The organism is Pseudomonas sp. M5 (genome assembly GCF_016907075.1).
GTDB classification, from domain to species: Bacteria; Pseudomonadota; Gammaproteobacteria; order Pseudomonadales; family Pseudomonadaceae; genus Aquipseudomonas; species Aquipseudomonas putida_E.
In genome coordinates, this window is record NZ_JAFBBH010000001.1 from 2,195,669 (window position 1) to 2,216,903 (window position 21,235).

A 21,235-nucleotide genomic window follows, 5' to 3' on the forward strand; every position below is an offset into this window, starting at 1 on the left:
TTCACCACACACCTCAAGCGCATGGCTCATGCCGCCCTGGCAACCCTGGCCCTGAGCCTGGCAGCCCAGGCCCAGGCCGAGCCGACCAAGGTCACCTACCTGCTGCCTGCTCCACCCAGCCTGCCAGCGTTCGCACCGTGGATCATCGCCAAGGAAAAAGGCTACTACCAGGCCCAGGACCTGGACCTGACCTTCATCGCCGCCAAAGGCGGAGTCGACGTGGCCAAGCAGATCGGCGCGGGCAACGCCCTGGTTGGCGGCGCCATCGGCGACACGCCGATCATCGTGCGCCCCAACGGCATCCCAGTACGTGCAGTGGCGGTGCTCGGTGGCGGCGGGGTCACCATGATCGCTACCAACGCCAGCGAAAACATCCACTCGGTCAGCCAGCTCAAGGGCAAGACCCTGACAGTGATGTCCTACTCCGACACCACCTACTACGCCCTGCTCGCTTCGCTGCGCAAGGCTGGCCTGAGCAAGGACGATGTGGATATCCAGGCAGCCGGCCCCTCGGGCGTGTGGCAACTGTTCTCGGCCAGCAAGGCCCAGGCCATGGCCGGGGTGCCGGACTGGGTGGTCAACGCCGAAGACGCCGGGCTCAAGTACGCGCTGATCCCGCGCGAGCAGGTATTTGAAAGCATGGCCCAGGCGATCCTCGCTTCAGACGACGCCATCGAACATCACCCGCAGATCGTCCGCGGTGTGGTTCAGGCCACCCTGCGCGGCCTGCAGGACATCATCGATGACCCCAAGGCCGCCGCCGCCACCTTCGCCCGTGCAGTCCCGGCTTACGCCGGCAAAGAGGCCTCGCTGGAAAAGACCCTGCGCCTGTACGTGGAATACGTCTACGCCGGCCAGCCGGTACTCGGCCGCATCGACCCTGCGCGCCTGGACACCGTGCGCAAGTTCTACGTCAGCGAGGGCATCGTCAACCGCGAACCCACGCTCGACGAGCTCTACAGCAACCAGTTCATCGAAACCCGTACCGCGGCCCAGTGACGGCCCGGCAATGACAAGGTAAGCACCCGATGAGAAATATCAATCCTTCCGTGGCCGGCAGCATCGCCCTGCTGGTCTTGTTCCTGGCGCTCTGGCAATGGGGCCCGGGACTGGTCGGCATGCCCGAGTTCGTCATGCCGCAACTGAGCCGGGTGGCTCAGGAAAGCGTGCTGATGTGGCACTCCGGCGGCCTGCTGGAACATACCCTGATCACTGCCTTCGAAATCATCGTCGGCTTCGCCCTCGGTGCTCTGCTGGGGGTGGCCATCGGCGTCTCGCTGGGGCTGTCGCCCTCGGCCGAAGCGATGCTTTCGCCTTACATCCTGGCGCTGCAGATCGCACCCAAGGTGGCCTTCGCCCCGCTGTTCGTGATGTGGCTGGGCTACACCATCTACCCGAAGATCCTCATCGCCATCCTGATCGTGTTCTTCCCGGTGATGATCAACGTGCTCTCGGCCATCCGCACCGTCGACCCGGACATGATCAACCTGGTGCGCACCATGAATGCCAGCCGCTGGCAGATCTTCCGCCTGGTGGAGTTCCCTTCGGCCATGGCCGCGCTGTTTTCCGGCCTGCGCATCGCCTCGACCCTGGCCGTCATCGGCGTCACCGTCGGCGAGCTGGTGGGCGGTAACCAGGGCCTGGGTTTTCTGCTGGTGGATGCCGAAGGCCAGGGCAACACCGCGGGCGTGTTCGTCGCCATCGTCATGCTCACGCTGATCGGCGTGCTCGCCTACGGCGCCGTGGTGTGGGCCGAAAAGCGCGTCCTGCACTACCTCCCCAAAGCCATGCTGAGTAGCCAATGATGAGCAGCTTCCACAACCTTCTCCAGGGCCGCCGCGTGCTGGTCACCGGTGGTGCCCGCGGGCTGGGCTATGCCTTTGCCCAGGCCATTGCCCAGGCCGGCGCCCGGGTGGTCATAGCCGATGTGCTCGCCGGGCGCGTGCAGCAGGCTGCCTGTGAGCTGAGCGGTATGGGCCTGGATGTCAGCGGCGTCAGCCTGGACCTTGCCAGCCCCGAGTCCATCGAGGCCTGCATCGAGCGCACGGTCAAGCGCCTGGGCGGCCTGGACGGCCTGGTCAACAACGCCTCGATCACCAACTCCGGCGGCAAGAGCTGCGAGGAACTGGACATCGAGACCTGGGACCAGGTCATGCAGGTGAATGTGCGCGGCACCTGGCTGATGACCCGCGCCGCCCTACCCGCATTGCGCGAAAGCGGCCGTGGCGCGGTCATCAACCTGGCCTCCGACACCCCGCTGTGGGGGGCGCCGAACCTGCTGGCCTATGTCGCCAGCAAAGGCGCGGTGATCGCCATGACCCGCAGCCTGGCCCGCGAGCTGGGCAACGCCAACATCACCGTCAACGCCATCGCCCCCGGCCTGGTGCTGGTCGAAGCCACCGCCTATGTGCCCGAGGCCCGCCACCGGCTGTACACCGAACAACGGGCCATCCAGCGCCCGCAACTGCCCGACGACGTCAGTGGCGCGGTGCTGTTCGCCCTGTCCGACCTGTCGCGCTTCATCACTGGACAAACCCTGCCGGTCAACGGCGGGTTCGTCATGCCCTGAGCAAAGGAGACCTCCATGACTGACCTCTCTGTGCAACACGACGCCCCGAAATCCTGGGACCGCCCCGCCGACGCCGACCTGGCCAGCTGGATGCAGACGCGCATCGCGCGCTACCAGACGCGCCGCTACGACTGGGATGCGCTGAAGTTCCAGGCCGACTACGACCCCAAGTTCCGCCGCGCGCAGATGCGCTACGTGGGCACCGGCGGCACGGGGGTTGGCAGTGACATGAACACCATCGCGTCCGAGCACTTCACCTTTTCCACCATGGTCATCCCGGCCGGCCACGAAGGCCCGCCGCACCTGCACACCGACGTCGAGGAAGTGTTCTTCGTGCTGCGCGGCAAGCTCAAGGTGGTCATCGAAAAAGACGGCGAGCGCTTCGAAACCATCCTCACCGACCGCGACCTGATCTCGGTGCCGCCAGGGGTGTACCGCGAAGAGATCAATGTGGGTGACGAGGACGCACTGATGTGCGTGATGCTCGGTGCCAAGAAGCCGGTGACCCCGACCTACCCACCAGCGCACCCGCTGGCATCGATCAAGCGCGGGTAAGCCGATGATGCCGATCACCCTCATCGCCCCCTTGTTAAGCCAGCTCGACCAGCGCTTTGCCGAACGCCTGCTACGCCTTGACCAAGGGCTGCAGGCGGTACGTGAGGCCGGTAGCGGCGAGGCCATCGTGCTGCTGCATGGCATCGGCTCGGGCGCGGCCAGCTGGTTGCAAGTGGCCTTGGGCTTGAGCGAGCGGGCACGGGTGATCGCCTGGGATGCCCCCGGCTACGGCCAGTCCGCGCCACTGCCGAGGCCTGTGCCGGGCGCCCGCGACTATGCCGGGCGCTTGCTGCAGACACTCGACGCATTGGGCATCGAGCGCTGTGTGCTGGTGGGCCATTCCCTGGGGGCGCTGACTGCCGCCGCGTTCGCCCAGGCCCACCCGCAGCGGGTCAACCGCCTGGTACTGCTCAGCCCGGCACGCGGTTACGGGGCGCAACCCGAGCAAGGTCTTGCCGTGCGCAGCAAACGCCTGCACAGCCTGGCCCACATGGGCATCGGGCAAATGGCCCGCGAGCGCAGTGCACATTTGCTGTCGCCAGACGCCGGTGCCCAGGCGCTGGCCTGGGTGCAGTGGAACATGGCGCGGCTACAGCCGCACGGCTACCGCCAAGCCATCGAGCTGCTGTGCGGCGACCACCTGTTGCGCCACGCGCCGCAGGCAGTGCCCTGCGAAGTGCACTGCGGCAGCGCCGACGGCATCACCCGCGCGGACGACTGCCAGGCCTTGGCCGATGCTCTGGGCGCCCCTTTCAAACTGATACCCGGCGCTGGCCATGCCTGCGCCATCGAACGACCTGACACGGTGACGGGCCTGCTGGCCCGCGCCCTGGACGCCTCTCTCACAGGTAGCGCGCTATGAACGAAATGGATCCGTTGAAGGAAAACCAGGACAAGTACATTGTCCCGGGCCTGGAACGCGGCCTGCTGCTGCTGTGCGAATTCAGCCGGCAGAACCGTACCCTGACCGCCCCCGAACTGGCCCGGCGCCTGTCACTGCCCCGCTCGACCATCTTCCGCCTGCTGACCACCCTGGAAACCATGGGTTTCGTCACCCGCAGCGGCAACGAATACCGCCTGGGCATGTCGGTACTGCGCCTGGGCTTCGAATACCTGGCCTCGCTGGAGCTGACCGAACTGGGCCAGCCACTGCTGGCACGGCTGTGCGATCGCCTGAACTACCCGAGCAACCTGGTGGTACGCGACGGTCGCTCGATCGTCTACGTGGCCAAGGTTTCACCACCCTCGGTGTTCTCCAGCGCAGTTACCGTCGGCACGCGCCTGCCGGCCCACGCCACGGTGCTGGGGCGCATCCTGCTGGCCGACCTGAGCCTGAGCGAGTTGCGCGAGCTGTATCCCGAAGAGCATCTGGAGCAGTTTTCGCCGTGCACGCCCAAGACCGTGCTGGAGCTGTTCGACCTGGTCCAGGCCGATCGCCTGCGCGGCTATGTCAGCGGCGAAGGCTTCTTCGAGTCGACCATCTCCACGGTGGCTGCACCCGTGCGTGATGACAGCGGCCAAGTAGTCGCAGCGCTCGGCCTGACCATCCCGACCGTGCAGATCGGCCACGTCAATTTCGACAACCTGCTGGGCCAGGTGCGGGGCAGTGCCGATGAGTTGTCGCGCTTGCTCAACTACACGCCCAACACCGGTCACGGCCGCGTCACCGCGCTGATGAGGGACTGAGATGAACCCCTACCAACTTCAAGACAGCACGGTGATCGTCACCGGCGGCTCGTCCGGCATCGGCTACGCCTGTGTCGAACTGCTGCTCGAAGCCGGCGCCCGCGTAGCCTTCTGCGGGCGCGACGAAGACCGCCTGCGCAGTGCCGAAACCCGGCTGCGCGAACGCTTCCCAGAGGCGGGCCTGCTGGCCCAGGTGTGCGACGTGCTCGACGCCGAGTCCGTGCGGGCCTTTGCCGCCGCCAGCCTGGCCGCACTGGGCCCGGCCCAGGCGCTGGTCAACAATGCGGGCCAGGGCCGCGTGTCGACGTTTGCCGACACCACCGACCAGGCCTGGAACGAAGAACTGCAGCTCAAATTCTTCTCGGTCATCCACCCGGTACGCGCGTTCATGGCACAACTGCAGGGCCAGCCTAACGCCTCGATCGTGTGCGTCAACTCGCTGCTGGCCAGCCAGCCCGAACCGCATATGGTCGCCACCTCGGCCGCCCGTGCCGGGCTGAAGAACCTGGTGCGCTCAATGGCCTTCGAATTCGCCGAACACGGCATCCGGGTCAACGGCATCCTCATCGGCCTGGTCGAGTCGGGGCAATGGCGCCGCCGCTTCGAGGCCCGCGAAGAGCGCGAGCTGGACTGGTCGCAATGGACCGCACAGCTGGCGCAACGCAAACACATTCCCTTGGGCCGCCTTGGCCTGCCGAAGGAAGCGGCGCAGGCGATCCTGTTCCTGGCTTCGCCTCTGTCGGCCTACACCACTGGCAGTCATATCGATGTATCCGGAGGCCTGTCCCGCCATGCGTAACGAAAACACTGTCACCGTCGGTGCCGTCATCACCGCGTTCCTCGAGCAATGCGACGTCAGGGCGGCGTTCGGCGTGATCTCGATCCACAACATGCCGATCCTCGATGCCTTCGCTGTGCGCGGCAACATCCGCTTCGTCATGGCCCGCGGTGAAGCCGGGGCCACCAACATGGCCGATGCCTATGCCCGCAGCATCGGTGGCCTGGGCGTATGCCTGACCTCCACCGGTACTGCCGCCGGCAACGCCGCCGGGGCCATGGTCGAAGCGCTGACCGCCGGCACCCCCCTGCTGCACATCACCGGGCAGATCGAAACCCCGTACCTGGACCAGGAGCTGGCCTACATTCACGAGGCACGCGACCAGCTGACCATGCTCAAGGCCGTGTCCAAGGCAGCGTTTCGCGTGCGCAGCGTCGAAACCGCGCTGAGCACCTTGAAGCTGGCCGTGCAGACCGCCCTCACCGCCCCCACCGGCCCGGTCAGCGTGGAGATCCCGATCGATATCCAGTCGGCCTTCATCGCCATGCCGACCGACCTGTCGCCACTGCCTATCCCGGTCGCCGCACCGGCCGCCGAAGCCCTCGACCTGGTTGCCGAACGCCTGGCCAGCGCCACCCGCCCACTGCTATGGCTGGGCGGCGGCGCCCGGCATGCCGGCGCGCAGGTCAAGCGCCTGCTGGACATGGGCGTCGGGGTGATCACCTCGACCCAAGGCCGCGGCGTGGTCAACGAAGACGATGAGCGCTGCCTGGGGGCCTTCTCGCAGAACAAGCTGGTCGAAGGCTTCATGCAGACCTGCGATGCGCTGGTGGTGGCCGGTTCCCGCCTGCGCAGCAACGAGACCTTCAAGTACGCCCTGAAGCTGCCGCGCACTACCCTGCGCATCGACGTCAACCCGGCCATCGAAGGCCGCAGTTACCCCAGCGACCTGTTCATCTGTGGCGATGCGGCACTGGCCCTGGAGGGCCTGGCCGACCGCCTGCAGGGCCGCCTGAACATCGACCCGAACTTTCTGCCCGAACTCAAGAATGTGCGCGAGCAGGCACGCAAACAGCTGGTCGCCGACCTGGGCCCGTATGCGTCGCTGGTCGAGCAGTTGCAAACGCAGACCGGGCGCAACTTCACCTGGGTGCGCGACGTGACGCTGTCCAACAGCATCTGGGGCAACCGCCTGCTCAATCTCTATCACCCCCTGTCCGGCGTGCACGCACTCGGCGGTGGCATCGGCCAGGGCCTGGCGATGGGCATCGGCGCTGCCGTGGCAGCGGCGCAGACAGCGCCGGAGCGCAAAGTGTTCGCCCTGGCAGGCGATGGTGGCTTCATTCTCAACCTGGGTGAGCTGGCGACCCTGGTGCAGGAGAACGCCAACGTGGTCATCCTGCTGATGAACGACCAGCGCTATGGCGTTATCCGCAACATCCAGGACGCCATCTACGGCGCCCGCCACGCTTACGTCGAACTGCACACGCCGAACTACAGCAAGCTGGCCGAATCGCTCGGCCTGCGCCATGGCCTGGTCAGCGACCTGAAACACTTCGGCGAGGTGCTCGAAGGCGCCCTGGGCGCGCAAGGCCCGTTCCTGCTGGAAGTGGACATGCTCAGCGTTGGCGGCTTCGCTACCCAGTTCGCCGGCCCGCCCAACAGCGAAACCAAGGCGCAGAAGGCCACGGCCTGAGGACCACGCCATGTTGCATATCACCATGATCGGCTGCGGTGCCATTGGCGTCGGCGTGCTCGAGCTGCTGGAGAAAGACCCGCTGCTGTGCGTCGATGCGGTGATTGCCTCGGCCGGCTCTGAAGCGCTGGTACGTCAGCGCCTGGCGAGCTTGCGCCGGCCGCCGCAGGTACTCACCGCCCTGCCGGCCGACGCGCGCCCCGACCTGCTGGTCGAATGCGCCGGCCACAAGGCAATCGAAGAGCACGTGCTGCCAGCGCTGGAGCGCGGGGTTGCCTGCCTGATCGTCTCGGTTGGTGCGCTGTCCGAGCCTGGCCTGGTCGAGCGCCTGGAAGCGGCAGCGGCACACGGCAACACGCGTATCGAACTGCTGCCCGGCGCCATTGGCGGCATCGACGCACTGTCAGCAGCCAAGGTCGGTGGCCTGGACGCGGTCAGCTACACCGGCCGCAAACCGGCGCGCGCCTGGCAAAGCACCCCCGCCGAGCAGGTGTGTACGCTGGACGCCCTTACAGAAGCGACCGTGATCTTCGACGGCAGCGCCCGTGAGGCAGCGCGGCTGTACCCGAAAAACGCCAACGTCGCGGCCACGCTGTCACTGGCCGGGCTGGGCCTTGACCGCACCCGCGTGACCCTGATCGCTGACCCGCTCAGCGAAGAAAACGTGCACCAGGTCGAGGCCCGCGGCGCCTTCGGCCGCTTCGAAATGAGCCTGCGCGGCAAACCGCTGCCGGCCAACCCGAAGACCTCGGCACTGACCGTCTACAGCGTGGTTCGCGCCCTTGGCAACCACGCCCATGCCATTTCCATCTAGGGGACTGCCAATGACTCTGGAACAGACCTTACCGCTGTGCATCGCCGGCACTTGGCGCCTGGGCGGCGGCGAGCGTTACGCCTCGTGCTACCCGGCGACCGGTGAGCCGGTCGCCTGGCTCAATGCGGCCAGCCTTGAAGATGTCGAAGCCGCCGTGCAGGGGGCCCATCAGGCCTTCCTGCACAGCGGCTGGGCCCAGCGCAAACCGCACGAACGTGCCGCTGTGCTGTACCGCATCGCCGGGCTGATCCGCGAGCGCGCTGAAGAGCTGGCGCAACTGCAACGCCAGGACAACGGCAAGCCGATCAACGAAACCCGCGCCCTGGTCGCCAGCGCGGCAGGGACTTTCCAGTTTTTCGCCGCTGCCTGCGAAACGCTGGAGGAAACCATCACCCCGTCGCGCGGCGATTTCGTCAGCATGAGCGTGTACGAGCCGATGGGTGTGGTCGCGGCGATCACGCCATGGAACTCGCCCATCGCCAGCGAGGCGCAGAAGCTAGCCCCGGCCCTGGCCGGTGGCAATGCGGTGGTGATCAAACCGGCGGAAATCACCCCACTGCTGGCCCTGCAACTGGCCCGCATCTGTGAGGACGCCGGGCTGCCCAAAGGCCTGGTCAGCGTGCTGCCAGGCAAGGGTTCACTGCTGGGTGACGCCTTGACCCGCCACCCGCTGGTCAAACGTGTGTCGTTCACCGGCGGCACCCGTACCGGCAAACACATCGCCCATATCGCCGCCGACAAGATGATGCCGGTGTCGCTGGAGCTGGGCGGCAAGTCGCCGACCATCGTCCTTGACGACGCCGACCTCGACCACGCCGTGGCCGGTGTGCTGTACGGCATCTTCAGCTCCTCGGGTGAGGCATGCATCGCCGGCTCCCGGCTGTTCGTCGCCCGTGCCCTGTACGAGCCGTTCATGGCCCGGCTGACCGCTGCCGCCGCGCAACTGCGCCTGGGTGACCCGGCCGACGAGCGCACGCAGATGGGCCCGCTGATCAGTGCTGGCCACCGCGCGTCGGTGGAGCGCTACGTGGCCCTGGGCCTGGCCGAAGGTGGCCGCCTGCGCCTGGGCGGTGAGCGCCCGAGCGGCGGCCTGTACGAGCAGGGTTACTTTTACCCGCCGACCATCCTAGAAGGGCTGGGCAACCACCAGCAGGTTTGTCAGGAAGAGATCTTTGGCCCGGTGCTGGTGGCCCTACCGTTCGACAACGAAGAAGACCTGCTGGCCCAGGCCAACGACAGCCTGTACGCCCTTGCCGCCGGTATCTGGAGCCGTGACTACAAGCGTGCCTGGGCGCTTGGCCGCAAGCTTCAGGCCGGTACGGTGTGGATCAACACCTACAAGCAGTTCTCCATCTCGACGCCGTTCGGCGGCTGGCGTGACAGCGGCCTGGGCCGTGAAAAAGGCCGCCTGGGGATCCTGCAGTACATGGAGCAGAAAAGCCTCTACTGGGGCATGAACCAACAGCCGCTGGCCTGGGCCGGCGTGGAGGCAGGGCAATGAGCGTACTGGGCATCGACGAAGTCACCTATGGCGTGGAAGACCTCGCCACCTGCGTCCGCTTCTTCACCGACTGGGGCTTGAGCAAAGTCAGCGAACAGCCTGACGAGGTGATCTTCGAAACCCTCAATGGCTGCCGCGTGGTGCTGGCCGCCCTCGACAAACCCGGCCTGCCGCCGGCCATCGAGCCCGGTTCGACCGTGCGTGAAGTGGTGTGGGGTGTCGCAAGCCAGGCGGACCTTGCCCTGTACAGCCAGCGCATCGCCAACGACCCGGGCTTTGTCGAAGGCAATGGCCGCATCGGTTGCACCGACCCTAACGGCCTGGCGATCCGCTTGCAGGTCACCCGCAAACGCACGCTGGACATCGAGTGCAGCGGCCACAACACCTGGCAGACCAAGGGCCGGATCAACAAGCCGGCGCCGATCTACGACCGTGCCACGCCCATCGAAGTGGGCCACGTGGTGTTCTTCGTCAAGGACGTGAACGCCTGCGAGGCCTTCTACCACGAACGTTTCGGCTTCCAGGCATCGGACCGTTACCCCAACCGCGGCGCCTTCCTGCGCACCGCCGAGGAAGGCGGCCACCACGACCTGTTCATGCTCCAGCTGCCGGCCCCGCGCGCCGGCCTCAACCACGTGGCGTTCACCGTACGTGACCTGCACGAGGTGTTCGGCGGCGGCATGCATATCTCCCGCTGCGGCTGGGCCACCGAAATCGGCCCGGGCCGCCACCCGGTGTCATCGGCGTTCTTCTGGTACTTCAAGAACCCGGCCGGCGCGCTGGTCGAGTACTACGCCGACGAGGACCAACTGACCGCCGAATGGCAGCCACGCGCGTTCGAACCCGGCCCGACCGTATTCGCCGAATGGGCGATTGCCGGCGGCATCGATGGCAACACCCGGCGCCAGCAGCACGCAGAAGCACCCCAAGGCAAATTCCTCACCGACAAGCCCAAGCACAACTGAGGTCGATCCCATGAACACACCCGAGGTTTACCTGCAGCCGCACCAGGCACGCAAACGCCCCAACACACCGTTCGAGGACCTGCTCGGCGATTCCATCGAACGCGCCTACGGCAACGGCGTGAGCGAATTGGGGGAATTGCTCGCCCACCTCAACCTGGCCGGCCCGCCCTGCCCGCTGACCAGCGGAGCGTGGACTGAAGACGCCTTTGTAACCCTGATGGCACGGCTGGGCGAATGACCCTGCGGAGAAGAACAAGATGAACATGCATGTAACCGTCGACCCTGTTGAACAACACCTGGCCAATGGCCTGAAAGACCTCTGGTTCCCGGTTCTGCCGTCGGAACTGTTGAGCGACAAACCGGTTTCCATCCGTCGCCTGGGCTACAAGATCGCCCTGTGGCGCGACAACGATGGCAGCGTGCACGCGCTTGAGGACCACTGCCCGCACCGCGGCGCGCCGCTGTCCCAAGGGCCGGTGCTGGGTGACCGCCTGCAGTGCCCGTACCACGGCGTTGAAGTACGCTGCGACGGCACTGTCACCAAAGTGCCCGGCAGCCCTGGCTGCAAGCTCGAAGGCAGCCGCCCGACGCGGATGTTCCATACCCGCGAGGCTGCGGGGGCGATCTTTCTGTTCAACGCCACCGACCCGCACCTGGACACACCACCGGAGCTGGTACTGCCCGAGCAGCTGACCTCGCCCCAGTGGAGCAGCTTCCTTTGCTACACCGAATGGAAAGGCGACTACCGCTACGTGCTCGACAACGTCATGGACCCGATGCACGGCACCTACCTGCACAAGATGTCGCATTCCATGAGCGAGGGCGAAGCCACCGCCAGGTTCGTCACCCGCGATACCGAACAAGGCTTCTTCTTCGAGAAAGAAGGCCAGCGCGGGGTCAACTTCGACTGGACCGAATTCCTCGACAACGGCTGCCACTGGCTGCGCCTGGAGATTCCCTACCCCAAGACCGGTGGCCCGGGCGGCAACTTCACCATCATCGGCAGCTACACGCCCAGCAGCCGAGCGTTGTCGGCCGTGTTCCACTGGCGCGCCCGGCCGCTGACCGGCTGGCAACGCGACACCTGGCGCTTCCTCTACAAGAACCGCCTGGAGGCGCGCCACTGGGCGGTACTGGAGCAGGACCGGGTGCTGCTGGAATTCATGGAGTTCGACGCCAACCAACGTGAAAACCTCTACCAGCACGACCTGGGCGTGGTGCGCCTGCGCCGCTACCTCAAGGGCAAGGCCAAGGAACAGCTGGCCCTGATCGAAACCAAGCAACTGGCCTGAGGTGACCGATGTCCAACTCCTCCACCATCAGTGCACGGGTGCACACCCTGCGCCATGAAGCCGAAGGCATCATCAGCGTCGAGCTGCGCCCCTGGGGTGACACTGTGTTCGCGCCCTTCGACGCCGGTTCGCACATCGACCTGCACCTGCCCAATGGCCTGGTGCGCAGCTATTCGCTGCTGAACGCGCCAAGCGACCAGGGCCGTTATGTGGTCGGCATCCTGCGTGACCGAGCCAGCCGCGGGGGGTCGCGCTATGTGCACGAGCAACTGCGCGTGGGCACGCAACTGCAGATCTCCCAGCCACGCAACAACTTTGCCCTCGACACCCGCGCCAGCCACAGCGTACTGGTGGCGGGCGGCATCGGCATTACGCCGATCTACTGCATGTTCCGCCAGTTGCTGACGCTGGGGCGCTCGGCCGAGCTGATCTACTGTGCACGCTCGCGTGCCGAAGCCGCACTGCTGGAGGAGATCAGCGGGCTTGGGGCAAAGGTGGTCTACCACTTCAACGACGAGAAAGGCGGCCTGCCGGACCTGGCCGGCTATCTGGCCGGGCGGCCTGCGGACACGCACTTCTACTGCTGCGGGCCGACGCCGATGCTCGATGCCTTCGAGCAGACCTGCGAACGCCTGGGTTACCCCAATGCGCATATCGAGCGGTTTACCGCAGCCGAAGTGGCGGCATCGGACGATGCCCAAGCCAACTACAGCGTCGAGCTGAGCCGGTCAGGCAGGACGGTCAGCGTCGAACCCGGGTTGAACCTGCTGGATGTGCTGCTCGAAGCCGGCTGCGATATCGAGTACAGCTGCCGTGAGGGTGTGTGTGGCTCTTGCGAGACCCGAGTGCTGGAGGGGGATGTGGACCACCGCGACGGGGTGCTGACCAAGGCTGAGCGGGCGGCGAACAAATCGATGATGGTCTGTGTGTCCGGGTGCAAAAGCCGGCGGTTGGTGCTTGATCTGTGAATTGAACATTCGCTCACGCGTAAATTTGACCGGCCCTCATGGGCCGGTTTTTTTTGACCTGGTTTTGTGCTGTTCATTCCTGCCTTATCGCCCACTTGCCAGCGATAAGGCATGTACTGATACAACCCAAGACAAAGTAGTGCATCGACGCACAATGCCTGGGCATAACAGTAACCAAACTTTCAGCCTGTTCCAGATACGGTACAAACCAAGCCGTTTCAAATATAAATAATTGTTTTAAATCAGTTTTTATTTAATAAAAGAAACTGGCACAAAACCTGCTCCATTTCCTTTGTCAAACAACATCTCACCCATAAAACAAAAAACCCGCAGTACGGGCGACGCTCCCCCTTTGCCTGCGGAAAACCTCCCAACCTTGCAGGGCATGGCATGAAAAGATATGTGATAAGCCTCGGTCTGATTCTCGGCAGTTGCGCAAGTTTCGCTTCCGAACCCGGCCCCGCCGCCCCCGACCAGCCACCCACCGCGAAAAAGCCCTTCCCGCATATTGCCTGGCGCAGCGACGACGGCCAGAGCAGCCTGGATATCGGCGGCGCCCTGCGCGTCAATTACCGCGACGAACACTGGGACACCACCGAAAACAACGGCCGCTTCCTCTTCGATACCTTCCGCCTCGACGTGCAGGCCAACCATCGCCAGCTGTTCAGCGATGTCGGCTATTGGTTCCAGGACGACGGCAAGCGCTCGATCGACCGTGGCTACATTGGCTACCGCTTCAGCCCCCAAGCCAACCTGCAAGCCGGGGCGCCGTTCAAACCGTTCGGCCTGGAGCCGTATCCACAGTTTGGCTGGAGCTATCACATACCGTTCTTCATGGGCTACGGCGTCAGCGCAGGCAAAGGCCTCAAATACAGCTACAAGGATGCGCAGTGGGACCTGCAATTGGGTTACTTCCCGCGCATGCTGCCTTCAAGCCTGCGCTACTCACCGGAAGTCGGGCGTTATGCCGACCTCGACGACAACGCCGTGCCGTTTACCCAATCGCGCCAAGACAACGAGAAACACAACCAGGTCAACGCCCGTGTCGCCCGTACCTTCAGCGGCGATGGCTGGAAGACCGAGCTGGGTGCCTCGCTTGCGGCTGCCGAGCTGTACAACGCCACCACCCATGACGACGGCGATTACTGGGCAGGCGGAGTCCACGCGCTGCTCAACAGAGGCCCCTGGACGGTGACGGGCCAGGCGATCCGCTATGAGTACGATCCGAAGAACCCGGCGGGCGTCAGCAACGACGCAGTGCTGATGGGCGGCAACGGCCTGACCCCTGCATACCTGATCGCCTCCAAGGCCACCATCGCTGCAGTCAACGTCGGCTATGACGTGCTGACCCCGAAGCTTGGGCAACTGAAAAAGATCAAGCTCTATACCGACTACAGCCGGATGATGAAAGATGAACATGGCTGGGACGATTCGCAGATGTTCACCGTTGGCGCGCAGTTCCTGGCCATGCCGATCATGGCCTGGGTCGACCTGACCTGGGCGCGCAATGCCAACCCGTTTGGCGGGGCGGAAAATGGCACAGGCTGGACCAGCACCAGCTCGGTGGGCAGCAATGACTGGTATTACCGGACCAATATAAACATTGGGTATTACTTCTAGCAGCCTGGGTGGCCTGCACCGGCCCTATCGCCGGCAAGCCGGCTCCTACAGGAGCTGCGCAGCGCACTACCGATGGGAGCCGGCTTGCCGGCGATAGGGCCAGTACAGACAACAACGCCAAAGGGCATTACGATAAGCAGCCCTCACGACACGTAACGCCCCATGCCCCCCGAGCAAACCCCAGCCTACAAGATCGTGCTCTGGCGCCTGGAGCAGGATGCACAAGGCTACCCACCCGCATCGGTCGAAGGCCTCTGGGCAAAACGTACCGCGGCTGGCTACCAGGTCGACAGCATCCCCTTCTATGCCTACGGCATCGCACCTGGCGACACCATCAGCATCAGCGAAGAGGGCGAGCAATCCTGGTTCGAAGGCTTGCTGCACAGTGGCGGCGCTTCGGTATTTCGCGTTCTTGTGAAGGCAGGCGGTGATCTGGAGCAGGTTCGTGCGGCACTCGAAGATTTCGGCTGCCCCAGCGAAGTCGAAAAAGCGGTCAGGATGCTGGCCGTCGAAGTCCCGCCTTCGCGCTCACTCGACACCCTGCTCTACTACCTGCTGACGCAGCGCGAAGCCGGCACCCTGGACTTCGAGGAAGGCGTGCTGCGCCACGCCATCCCCGAAGAGTTTCGCTGACGGCCTATGCTTGGGCCATGCGACTGGCAGGCTTGCTGAACACGAACAGCAAACCGACCACAATCAGCCCCATTCCCAGCAGGCTGAGCGGTGCCAGGCGATTACCGAAGATCAGGAAGTCCATCACCGCAGTCACCGCCGGCACCAGGTAGAACAGGCTGGTGACGTTGACCAGATTACCTTTGGCGATCAGGCGGTACAGCAGCATGGTCGCCAGCAGCGAAACCACCAGCCCCATCCACAGCAGCGCACCAATGAAACTGCCGCTCCATGCAACGTGCAGCGGCTGCAGCGGCGCGAACACAGCACACATGGCAAACCCCGCCAGATACTGCAGGCCCAGCGTGCCCATGGGGTTGTCGGTGATGCGTTTTTGCAGGATCGAGCCAAAGGTCATGCTGCCCAGCGCCAGCAAGGCAAACAGCATCCCGGCCAGCGACACTCCGCCGAGGTTGATACCCTGATAGACCACCATCACCAGCCCGCCGAGCCCCAGGCCCAGACCGAACAGCCGGCGCCAGGAGCGCTGGCGCTCCATCAGCACCACAGTGAGGATCGGTTGTACTCCCATCACCGTGGCCATCACGCCGGGGGTCACGTGGGTATTGAGCGCCAGCAGGTAGAAGATCTGGTAGGCACCGAGCAACACGCAGCCGGTGCCAAGGGCTCGCAACATCGCCCCACGTGTGCGCGGCCAGCGCAGGCCCAGCAACGGGCCGATCAGCAGCAACCCGGCGAGTGCCAGCACTGAGCGCAGCAGCAGGAAAGCAAACGGGCTGGCATGGGCCAGGCCAAGTTTGGAGACGATGGCGCCACTGCTCCACAGCAGGACGAACAGGCTGGTAGTGGCCGCCGAGGCCACGGATGCTTTGGAAATGACAGACATGCATGCACCTGTATTCGGGCAGATAAGCCGAACGGTGGGCGTGAACTTCAGTTAGGGAAGCCGCCGACCGTGTTCAGTAGGTTGCGCGTGTGACGGGATGCGGCCAAAGGCCGGTCAGCCCGGCACAACCACGCAGCGAGGCGGAGCTACGCCGCCTACAACGCCACTGACAGGTGGTGGGTAATGACTGATCATGGCCGGCTGCTGACTGCCACGCACGGCCCCGCCCGCGACTGGCGCGATGGCAAAGCTTGCGGTGGACAGGATGGCAGGCATGAGCAGGTCTTCGGGGAGGTGAATGCGCTGGAATATAGCGGTGAATCAGGGCCAGGACAATAGCTGGCTTCTGTGATGCCTGTTGGGCCCTTTCGCCGGCGATAGGGCCCTGCAGGCACCGAAACTTCAGAACAACCAGCGATACAGCAGGTACGCCACAGCCACCGCCAGCACCGGCCGCAGGATGCGGTAGGCCTTGGGGTTGGCACGCTTGAACTGCTTCACACGGGTGCTGATCCTGTTGCTGAAGCGCTTGCTCCAGGCATACGCCTGGTTGATCCCGCCCACCCGCTCGTCATCGGTGTTCTGCGGTGCAGTGGCGCGGCCCAGGAAGGCGCTGACCTTGCGGTTGATGCGGGCCATCAGCGGGTTGCTGAGCGGGCGTTCGATGTCGCAGAACAGGATCACCCGGGTGACGTCGGTTTCGTTCTTGACCCAGTGCACGTAGGTCTCGTCGAACATCACGTCCTCGCCATCACGCCAGGCGTAGGCCTGGCCGTCGACGTAGATGCGGCAATGGTCGGAGTTCGGCGTGGACAAGCCCAAGTGATAGCGCAGCGAGCCGGCGAAGGGGTCGCGGTGCGGGTTGAGGTGGCTGCCGCCGGGCAGCAGGGCAAACATCGCGCCCTTGACGTTGGGGATGGCGCTGACCAGCTCGACGGTCTTCGGGCACAGCGCCTCGGCCGACGGCAGCGGTTTGTCGTACCACTTCAGGTAGAAACGCTTCCAGCCCTTCTTGAAGAACGACCCGAAGCCTGCGTCATTGTCTTTTTCGGCGGCGCGGATGTAGCCCTCATCGAACAGGCGCATGGCCTCCTCACGGATCTGCTGCCAGTTGTCCTTGAGCACGTCCAGCTCAGGGAAACGCTGGCGGTCCAGGTACGGCTTGGACGGCACCCCGGAGAAAAAGTACATCAGGCTGTTATAGGGTGCGAACAGCGCAGAATGGTTGACGAACTGGCGCAGGACTGGCAATCGCGCCTTGCCGCGCAGGTGGACGAACAGCACGCTGCCAAAAAAAACCAGCAGGACACCTGCCTTGGCGACGAAGGAAAAGGTCATGCAACACTCCTTGGAAAGGGAGCAGGCCAGCGCTGCCTGCCCCCATCAAAAATCATCCTGCCATCATAAACCCATCACGCCCAGGTAAAAACAACCCGGGCGGGAACTCACTCATGAAGATTTTGCAATAAACCCGAGCGCAGGGGCAGCTTGCCGCTTACTGCTGGTTCTCCTGCTCGCTGAACATGTCGGCGAACAGCATGCTCGACAGGTAGCGCTCGCCGGAGTCGGGCAGGATTACGACGATGGTCTTACCCTGCATCTCTGGCTTTTCCGCCAGCCGCACCGCAGCAGCCATCGCCGCGCCACAAGAAATGCCGCAAAGGATGCCCTCCTCCTGCATCAGGCGGATGGCCATCGCCTTGGCCTCGTCATCGGTCACGGTCTCGACCTGGTCGACGATCGACAGGTCAAGGTTCTTCGGCACAAAGCCGGCGCCGATGCCCTGGATCTTGTGCGGGCTGGGCTTGAGCTCCTCACCGGCCAGGGTCTGGCTGATCAGCGGCGAGGCCACAGGCTCGACCGCCACCGAGAGGATCGACTTGCCCTGGGTGTGCTTGATATAGCGCGACACGCCGGTAATGGTGCCACCGGTGCCGACACCGGCCACCAGCACGTCGACCGCACCGTCGGTGTCGTTCCAGATCTCCGGGCCGGTGGTCTTTTCATGAATGGCCGGGTTGGCCGGATTGTCGAACTGGCCTGGCAGGAAGTACTGCGCCGGGTCCGAGGCAACGATCTCGTTGGCCTTCTCGATCGCGCCTTTCATGCCCTTGGCCGGCTCGGTCAACACCAGCTCGGCGCCCAGGGCCTTCAGTACCTTGCGACGCTCCAGGCTCATCGAGGCCGGCATGGTCAGGATCAGTTTGTAGCCACGGGCGGCGGCGACGAAGGCCAGGCCAATGCCGGTGTTGCCCGAGGTCGGCTCGACGATGGTCATGCCGGGCTTGAGCTTGCCGCTGCCCTCGGCGTCCCAGACCATGCTCGCGCCGATACGGCACTTGACCGAGTACCCAGGGTTGCGCCCTTCGATCTTGGCCAGGATGGTCACACCGCGCGGGGCGATGCGGTTGATCTGCACCAGCGGCGTATTGCCGATGGAATGGGCGTTGTCTGCGTAGATACGGCTCATGGCAGGGTCCTTGGCATGAAGTGGCGGGGAAAGGCTTAAAGGGTAAGCCTGCCCCGTTGGCCCGTAAAGCCCGTTCGAACTCGCCCGGGCGGCCTGCGGTCAACCGCACAACCCGCCTTGGAGATCACTGCGATGAAAGCCCGTTATCGCTGGCCACTGGTCGGCCTGGCCAGCCTGGTCGTGCTGTTGGTGGCCCTGCACCTGGCGCTGCCTTACCTGGTGCGCGACTACCTCAACGACAAGCTGGCGGACATGGGGGAGTACCGTGGCCAGGTCACGGACGTGGAACTGGCCTGGTGGCGCGGGGCCTACCAGATCGATGGGCTGAAGATCGTCAAGACCAGCGGCAAGGTTCCGGTGCCGCTGCTCGATGCGCCACTGATCGACCTCTCGGTGAGCTGGCAAGCGCTGTGGTATGACCATGCTGTGGTGGCCGAAGTCACCTTTTTACGACCGGTGCTCAACTTCGTCGACGGCGGCAACAAACAGGCCTCGCAGACCGGTCAGGGTACAGACTGGCGCCAGCAGCTGGAAAAACTGCTGCCGATCACCCTCAACGATGTGCGCATCGATGACGGCACGCTGACCTTCCACAACTTCAACTCCAAGCCGCCGGTCGACCTCAAGGCCACCCGGCTCGACGCCAATATCCGCAACCTGACCAACGTACGGGACGACAAAGGCCGGCGCGACGCCAGCTTCGAGGCTAAAGCCCTGCTGTTGGGCGATGCCAGGGTGCAGAGCCGCGCGACCTTCGACCCGTTCAGCGACTTCGATGATTTCGAGTTCCGGCTGCGCGCAACCGGCATGGAGCTGCGCAGGCTGAACGACTTCGCCAGTGCCTATGGCAAGTTCGATTTCAATGCCGGGCACGGCGATGTGGTGATCGAGGCCCAGGCGGAAAACGGCCGGCTCAATGGCTACATCAAGCCGTTGCTGCGCGACGTGGACGTGTTCAACTGGCAGCAGGACATCGAGGACAAGAACAAGGGCTTTTTCCGCTCGGTGTGGGAAGCGCTGGTCGGGGCCAGCGAAACGGTGCTGAAGAACCAGCCGAAAAACCAGTTCGCCACCCGTGTGGAACTCAGCGGCAGTGTGCACCAACAGAACATCAGCGCCTTCGAGGCGTTTTTGCAGATTTTGCGCAACGGGTTTGTCCAGGCGTTCAATGCACGCTATGAGCAACCTGCGCCCGATTCCGACTGAACAGGCGTGACGAGCCATTCAGGGACTGACAAGTGAATTCTTGTAAAACCCTTTAAACTCAATTACTTACAGTCTGTATCAGCGCATGATGTGGGCTTGCGGTTGGCGCCTGTGCCCCGCTAGCCCCGCACGCTCAGCCGGATTTGATAGCCCATCGCCATGACAGATTCCGTCTTGTGATTAATACTTGCCGAGATTGAAACTCGGGAGGTGGGAATGGGCTGGTTAGCAGAGTTCAAAGCAGGACGCGCAATGACGAAGTTGGCAAATCTGCTAGAGGAAGTGAACCGAAACAAGACACCGACCGGGAGCTACCTACCACCGGCAAGGCTGGCGGATATCGAACGGGAGGCGCGCAACTGCATGTTCACGCTGCGCACCTTCCCCCGCCATGTAGTCACCGAGAACTTGCTCAAGAACATCCGCATTGCTTCCCGACTCGGGGATCAAACACGAATGCAGGCCTACGCGGATATGCTCAATGGGCTGGTAGAGGAAGGTATCGCACTGGACTTGGATACCTTCGAGAAGTCCTACACCCGCTGAGCAATTAGCCGATGCTCGCTGCAAAGGCGTTCAGGCCACCACCCTGGATAACCCGACGGCTCCGGTCCAGCGAACTGTTGCCCACGGCAGCCTCTTGAAAGCGGTGGGGTACGCGGGCCAGGCGCTCGCCTACCTCCGCCTGCAACTGCTCAAGCGCCTCTTGGCTCACCGCAACCAGCACGCTGTGGGGCAGGACAACGCGGCCACCTTGAGTCTCCGCCTCACGGTAGAGCACAGCACCACGGGTGGTCACCTTAACTAGCGAAGTACCGGCGCGGAACGACAAGTCAGCAGCAGCCAGGCCAGCGCCAGGCAAGATTGCCGGGATGATCTCAACTCCAGCCAGCGCGACCAGCACTTCAAGGTCGGTCAGCTCCAATTCAGCTGGATCAACGCCAGCGGCAAGGAGCACCATCAGGCCCCGGCCTGCGGCCATGACGGGCAGATCGGCAGCGCCAGCAGTGTTCAGCTTCTCACGGGCTACAAGGTCCAGAGCGGTAGCGGCCATGGTCTTGTTCCCAGCGCCGGCGGCATCCTGCACCACGTCGGCGCCCAGCGCTTCCCGGACCTTGAGGACCGCCAGCAGGTCGGCCAGCCAAGTCTGGATATCAGCAGCCAGGCGTGCGGCGTGTTCGTCGCTGGATCGAAGGTAATGGGCCTGCTGGCCCCGGTGTTGAAGCATCGCGGCATCGTAGTCCAGGGCGGCGGGCAGGTCAGCCAGCGGCATACCGGAGCGGGCGGCCTGGGCAATCACGGCACCGAGTTCGCGGGCTACGTCATCGGCGCTAGTTCGCTTGCCTTCGGCTCGGGCTGGGTCAATGAAACGCTCGGCCATACGGTTCAAGCCTGATTTCACATCGACGTAGTTCTGGGGAACGACGGGCGCTGTCAGCTCGGGAACGTCGAGTCGGCCCAGGGTAATGCCGGTGCGCAAGGCGCCAAGCAGTGCCTGGGTGCGTGGCGATACGGCGGTGTTAATTACTGGTTTGATGGATTTGGTCATAGTGGTTCTCCGGTGCGGGTTCGTTTACGTGGTTTGAATCGAGGCTG

The 21,235-nt window shown here is 64.2% G+C and carries 22 protein-coding genes; 18 read left to right on the plus strand and 4 right to left on the minus strand.

From position 1 onward, the window contains the following. The first annotated feature begins 21 nt into the window (after nt 1-21). The 16 genes from JOE27_RS09915 to JOE27_RS09990 all read left to right on the plus strand — a co-directional run bounded on the left by JOE27_RS09915 (nt 22) and on the right by JOE27_RS09990 (nt 15,077). The gene (locus JOE27_RS09915) at nt 22-999 is read left to right on the plus strand and encodes an ABC transporter substrate-binding protein (protein WP_239539463.1); all 978 of its coding nucleotides are present in this window, start codon (nt 22-24) and stop codon (nt 997-999) included. A gap of 29 nt (nt 1,000-1,028) precedes the next feature. After that, complete coding sequence (locus JOE27_RS09920) at nt 1,029-1,805, plus strand: ABC transporter permease (RefSeq protein WP_115274114.1); 777 nt, start codon at nt 1,029-1,031, stop codon at nt 1,803-1,805. Then, on the plus strand, nt 1,802-2,569 hold the full coding sequence (locus tag JOE27_RS09925) for an SDR family oxidoreductase (RefSeq protein WP_115274113.1): 768 nt from the start codon (nt 1,802-1,804) through the stop codon (nt 2,567-2,569). Before JOE27_RS09920 ends, JOE27_RS09925 begins: the two co-directional genes overlap by 4 nt. Before the next feature lie 15 nt (nt 2,570-2,584). Then, entirely contained in the window at nt 2,585-3,124 is a 540-nt protein-coding gene (locus JOE27_RS09930) for a cupin domain-containing protein (RefSeq protein WP_174142406.1), read from the plus strand. A 4-nt stretch (nt 3,125-3,128) separates the two neighbouring features. Then, entirely contained in the window at nt 3,129-3,986 is an 858-nt protein-coding gene (locus JOE27_RS09935; RefSeq protein WP_174142404.1) for an alpha/beta fold hydrolase, read from the plus strand. 5 nt (nt 3,987-3,991) lie between these two features. Beyond that, nucleotides 3,992-4,810, plus strand: coding sequence for an IclR family transcriptional regulator (locus tag JOE27_RS09940; RefSeq protein WP_115275499.1), 819 nt, complete (start codon nt 3,992-3,994; stop codon nt 4,808-4,810). 1 nt (nt 4,811) lies between these two features. Then, nucleotides 4,812-5,609, plus strand: coding sequence for an SDR family oxidoreductase (locus JOE27_RS09945; protein WP_115274110.1), 798 nt, complete (start codon nt 4,812-4,814; stop codon nt 5,607-5,609). Continuing rightward, nucleotides 5,602-7,284 carry a thiamine pyrophosphate-binding protein gene (locus JOE27_RS09950; RefSeq protein WP_115274109.1) on the plus strand — a complete coding sequence of 561 codons (1,683 nt, stop codon included), beginning with the start codon at nt 5,602-5,604 and terminating at the stop codon, nt 7,282-7,284. Before JOE27_RS09945 ends, JOE27_RS09950 begins: the two co-directional genes overlap by 8 nt. A 10-nt stretch (nt 7,285-7,294) precedes the next feature. Next, a complete protein-coding gene (locus tag JOE27_RS09955; protein ID WP_115274108.1) occupies nt 7,295-8,098 on the plus strand; it encodes an aspartate dehydrogenase in 804 nt (267 codons plus the stop codon). A gap of 10 nt (nt 8,099-8,108) precedes the next feature. Beyond that, nucleotides 8,109-9,599, plus strand: a complete 1,491-nt coding sequence (locus JOE27_RS09960; RefSeq protein ID WP_115274107.1) for an aldehyde dehydrogenase — start codon at nt 8,109-8,111, stop codon at nt 9,597-9,599. After that, complete coding sequence (locus JOE27_RS09965; protein ID WP_115274106.1) at nt 9,596-10,564, plus strand: VOC family protein; 969 nt, start codon at nt 9,596-9,598, stop codon at nt 10,562-10,564. The genes JOE27_RS09960 and JOE27_RS09965 overlap by 4 nt, the downstream gene beginning before the upstream one ends. Before the next feature lie 10 nt (nt 10,565-10,574). Beyond that, complete coding sequence (locus JOE27_RS09970; protein WP_161872257.1) at nt 10,575-10,802, plus strand: recombinase-like helix-turn-helix domain-containing protein; 228 nt, start codon at nt 10,575-10,577, stop codon at nt 10,800-10,802. A 19-nt stretch (nt 10,803-10,821) separates the two neighbouring features. Continuing rightward, nucleotides 10,822-11,856: an aromatic ring-hydroxylating dioxygenase subunit alpha gene (locus JOE27_RS09975; RefSeq protein WP_115274104.1), complete on the plus strand. Its 1,035-nt coding sequence runs from the start codon at nt 10,822-10,824 to the stop codon at nt 11,854-11,856. 8 nt (nt 11,857-11,864) lie between these two features. Next, entirely contained in the window at nt 11,865-12,824 is a 960-nt protein-coding gene (locus JOE27_RS09980; RefSeq protein WP_204918633.1) for a PDR/VanB family oxidoreductase, read from the plus strand. A 390-nt stretch (nt 12,825-13,214) separates the two neighbouring features. Further along, complete coding sequence (locus JOE27_RS09985) at nt 13,215-14,444, plus strand: hypothetical protein (protein ID WP_204918635.1); 1,230 nt, start codon at nt 13,215-13,217, stop codon at nt 14,442-14,444. A 162-nt stretch (nt 14,445-14,606) separates the two neighbouring features. Continuing rightward, on the plus strand, nt 14,607-15,077 hold the full coding sequence (locus JOE27_RS09990) for a DUF4265 domain-containing protein (protein ID WP_046788035.1): 471 nt from the start codon (nt 14,607-14,609) through the stop codon (nt 15,075-15,077). Nucleotides 15,078-15,081: 4 nt separating this feature from the next. On the opposite strand, the gene JOE27_RS09995 is transcribed toward JOE27_RS09990, so the two are convergent. The 3 genes from JOE27_RS09995 to cysK form a co-directional block, all read right to left on the minus strand. Beyond that, nucleotides 15,082-15,963 (minus strand): DMT family transporter, encoded by an 882-nt coding sequence (locus tag JOE27_RS09995; protein WP_204918637.1) that lies wholly within the window; start codon nt 15,961-15,963, stop codon nt 15,082-15,084. 402 nt (nt 15,964-16,365) lie between these two features. Then, nucleotides 16,366-17,301 (minus strand): aspartyl/asparaginyl beta-hydroxylase domain-containing protein, encoded by a 936-nt coding sequence (locus JOE27_RS10000; protein WP_161872381.1) that lies wholly within the window; start codon nt 17,299-17,301, stop codon nt 16,366-16,368. 157 nt (nt 17,302-17,458) lie between these two features. Further along, a complete protein-coding gene (gene cysK / locus JOE27_RS10005) occupies nt 17,459-18,433 on the minus strand; it encodes a cysteine synthase A (protein WP_204918640.1) in 975 nt (324 codons plus the stop codon). Between the two features lie 132 nt (nt 18,434-18,565). On the opposite strand from cysK, the gene JOE27_RS10010 reads away from it, so the two are divergent. Both JOE27_RS10010 and JOE27_RS10015 read left to right on the plus strand, forming a co-directional pair. Beyond that, entirely contained in the window at nt 18,566-19,639 is a 1,074-nt protein-coding gene (locus JOE27_RS10010; protein ID WP_115274098.1) for a DUF748 domain-containing protein, read from the plus strand. 252 nt (nt 19,640-19,891) lie between these two features. Further along, entirely contained in the window at nt 19,892-20,185 is a 294-nt protein-coding gene (locus JOE27_RS10015) for a hypothetical protein (RefSeq protein ID WP_204918642.1), read from the plus strand. A gap of 4 nt (nt 20,186-20,189) precedes the next feature. Here JOE27_RS10015 and JOE27_RS10020 read toward each other — a convergent pair whose 3' ends face one another. Then, complete coding sequence (locus JOE27_RS10020; protein WP_204918644.1) at nt 20,190-21,188, minus strand: hypothetical protein; 999 nt, start codon at nt 21,186-21,188, stop codon at nt 20,190-20,192. Nucleotides 21,189-21,235: the final 47 nt, after the last annotated feature.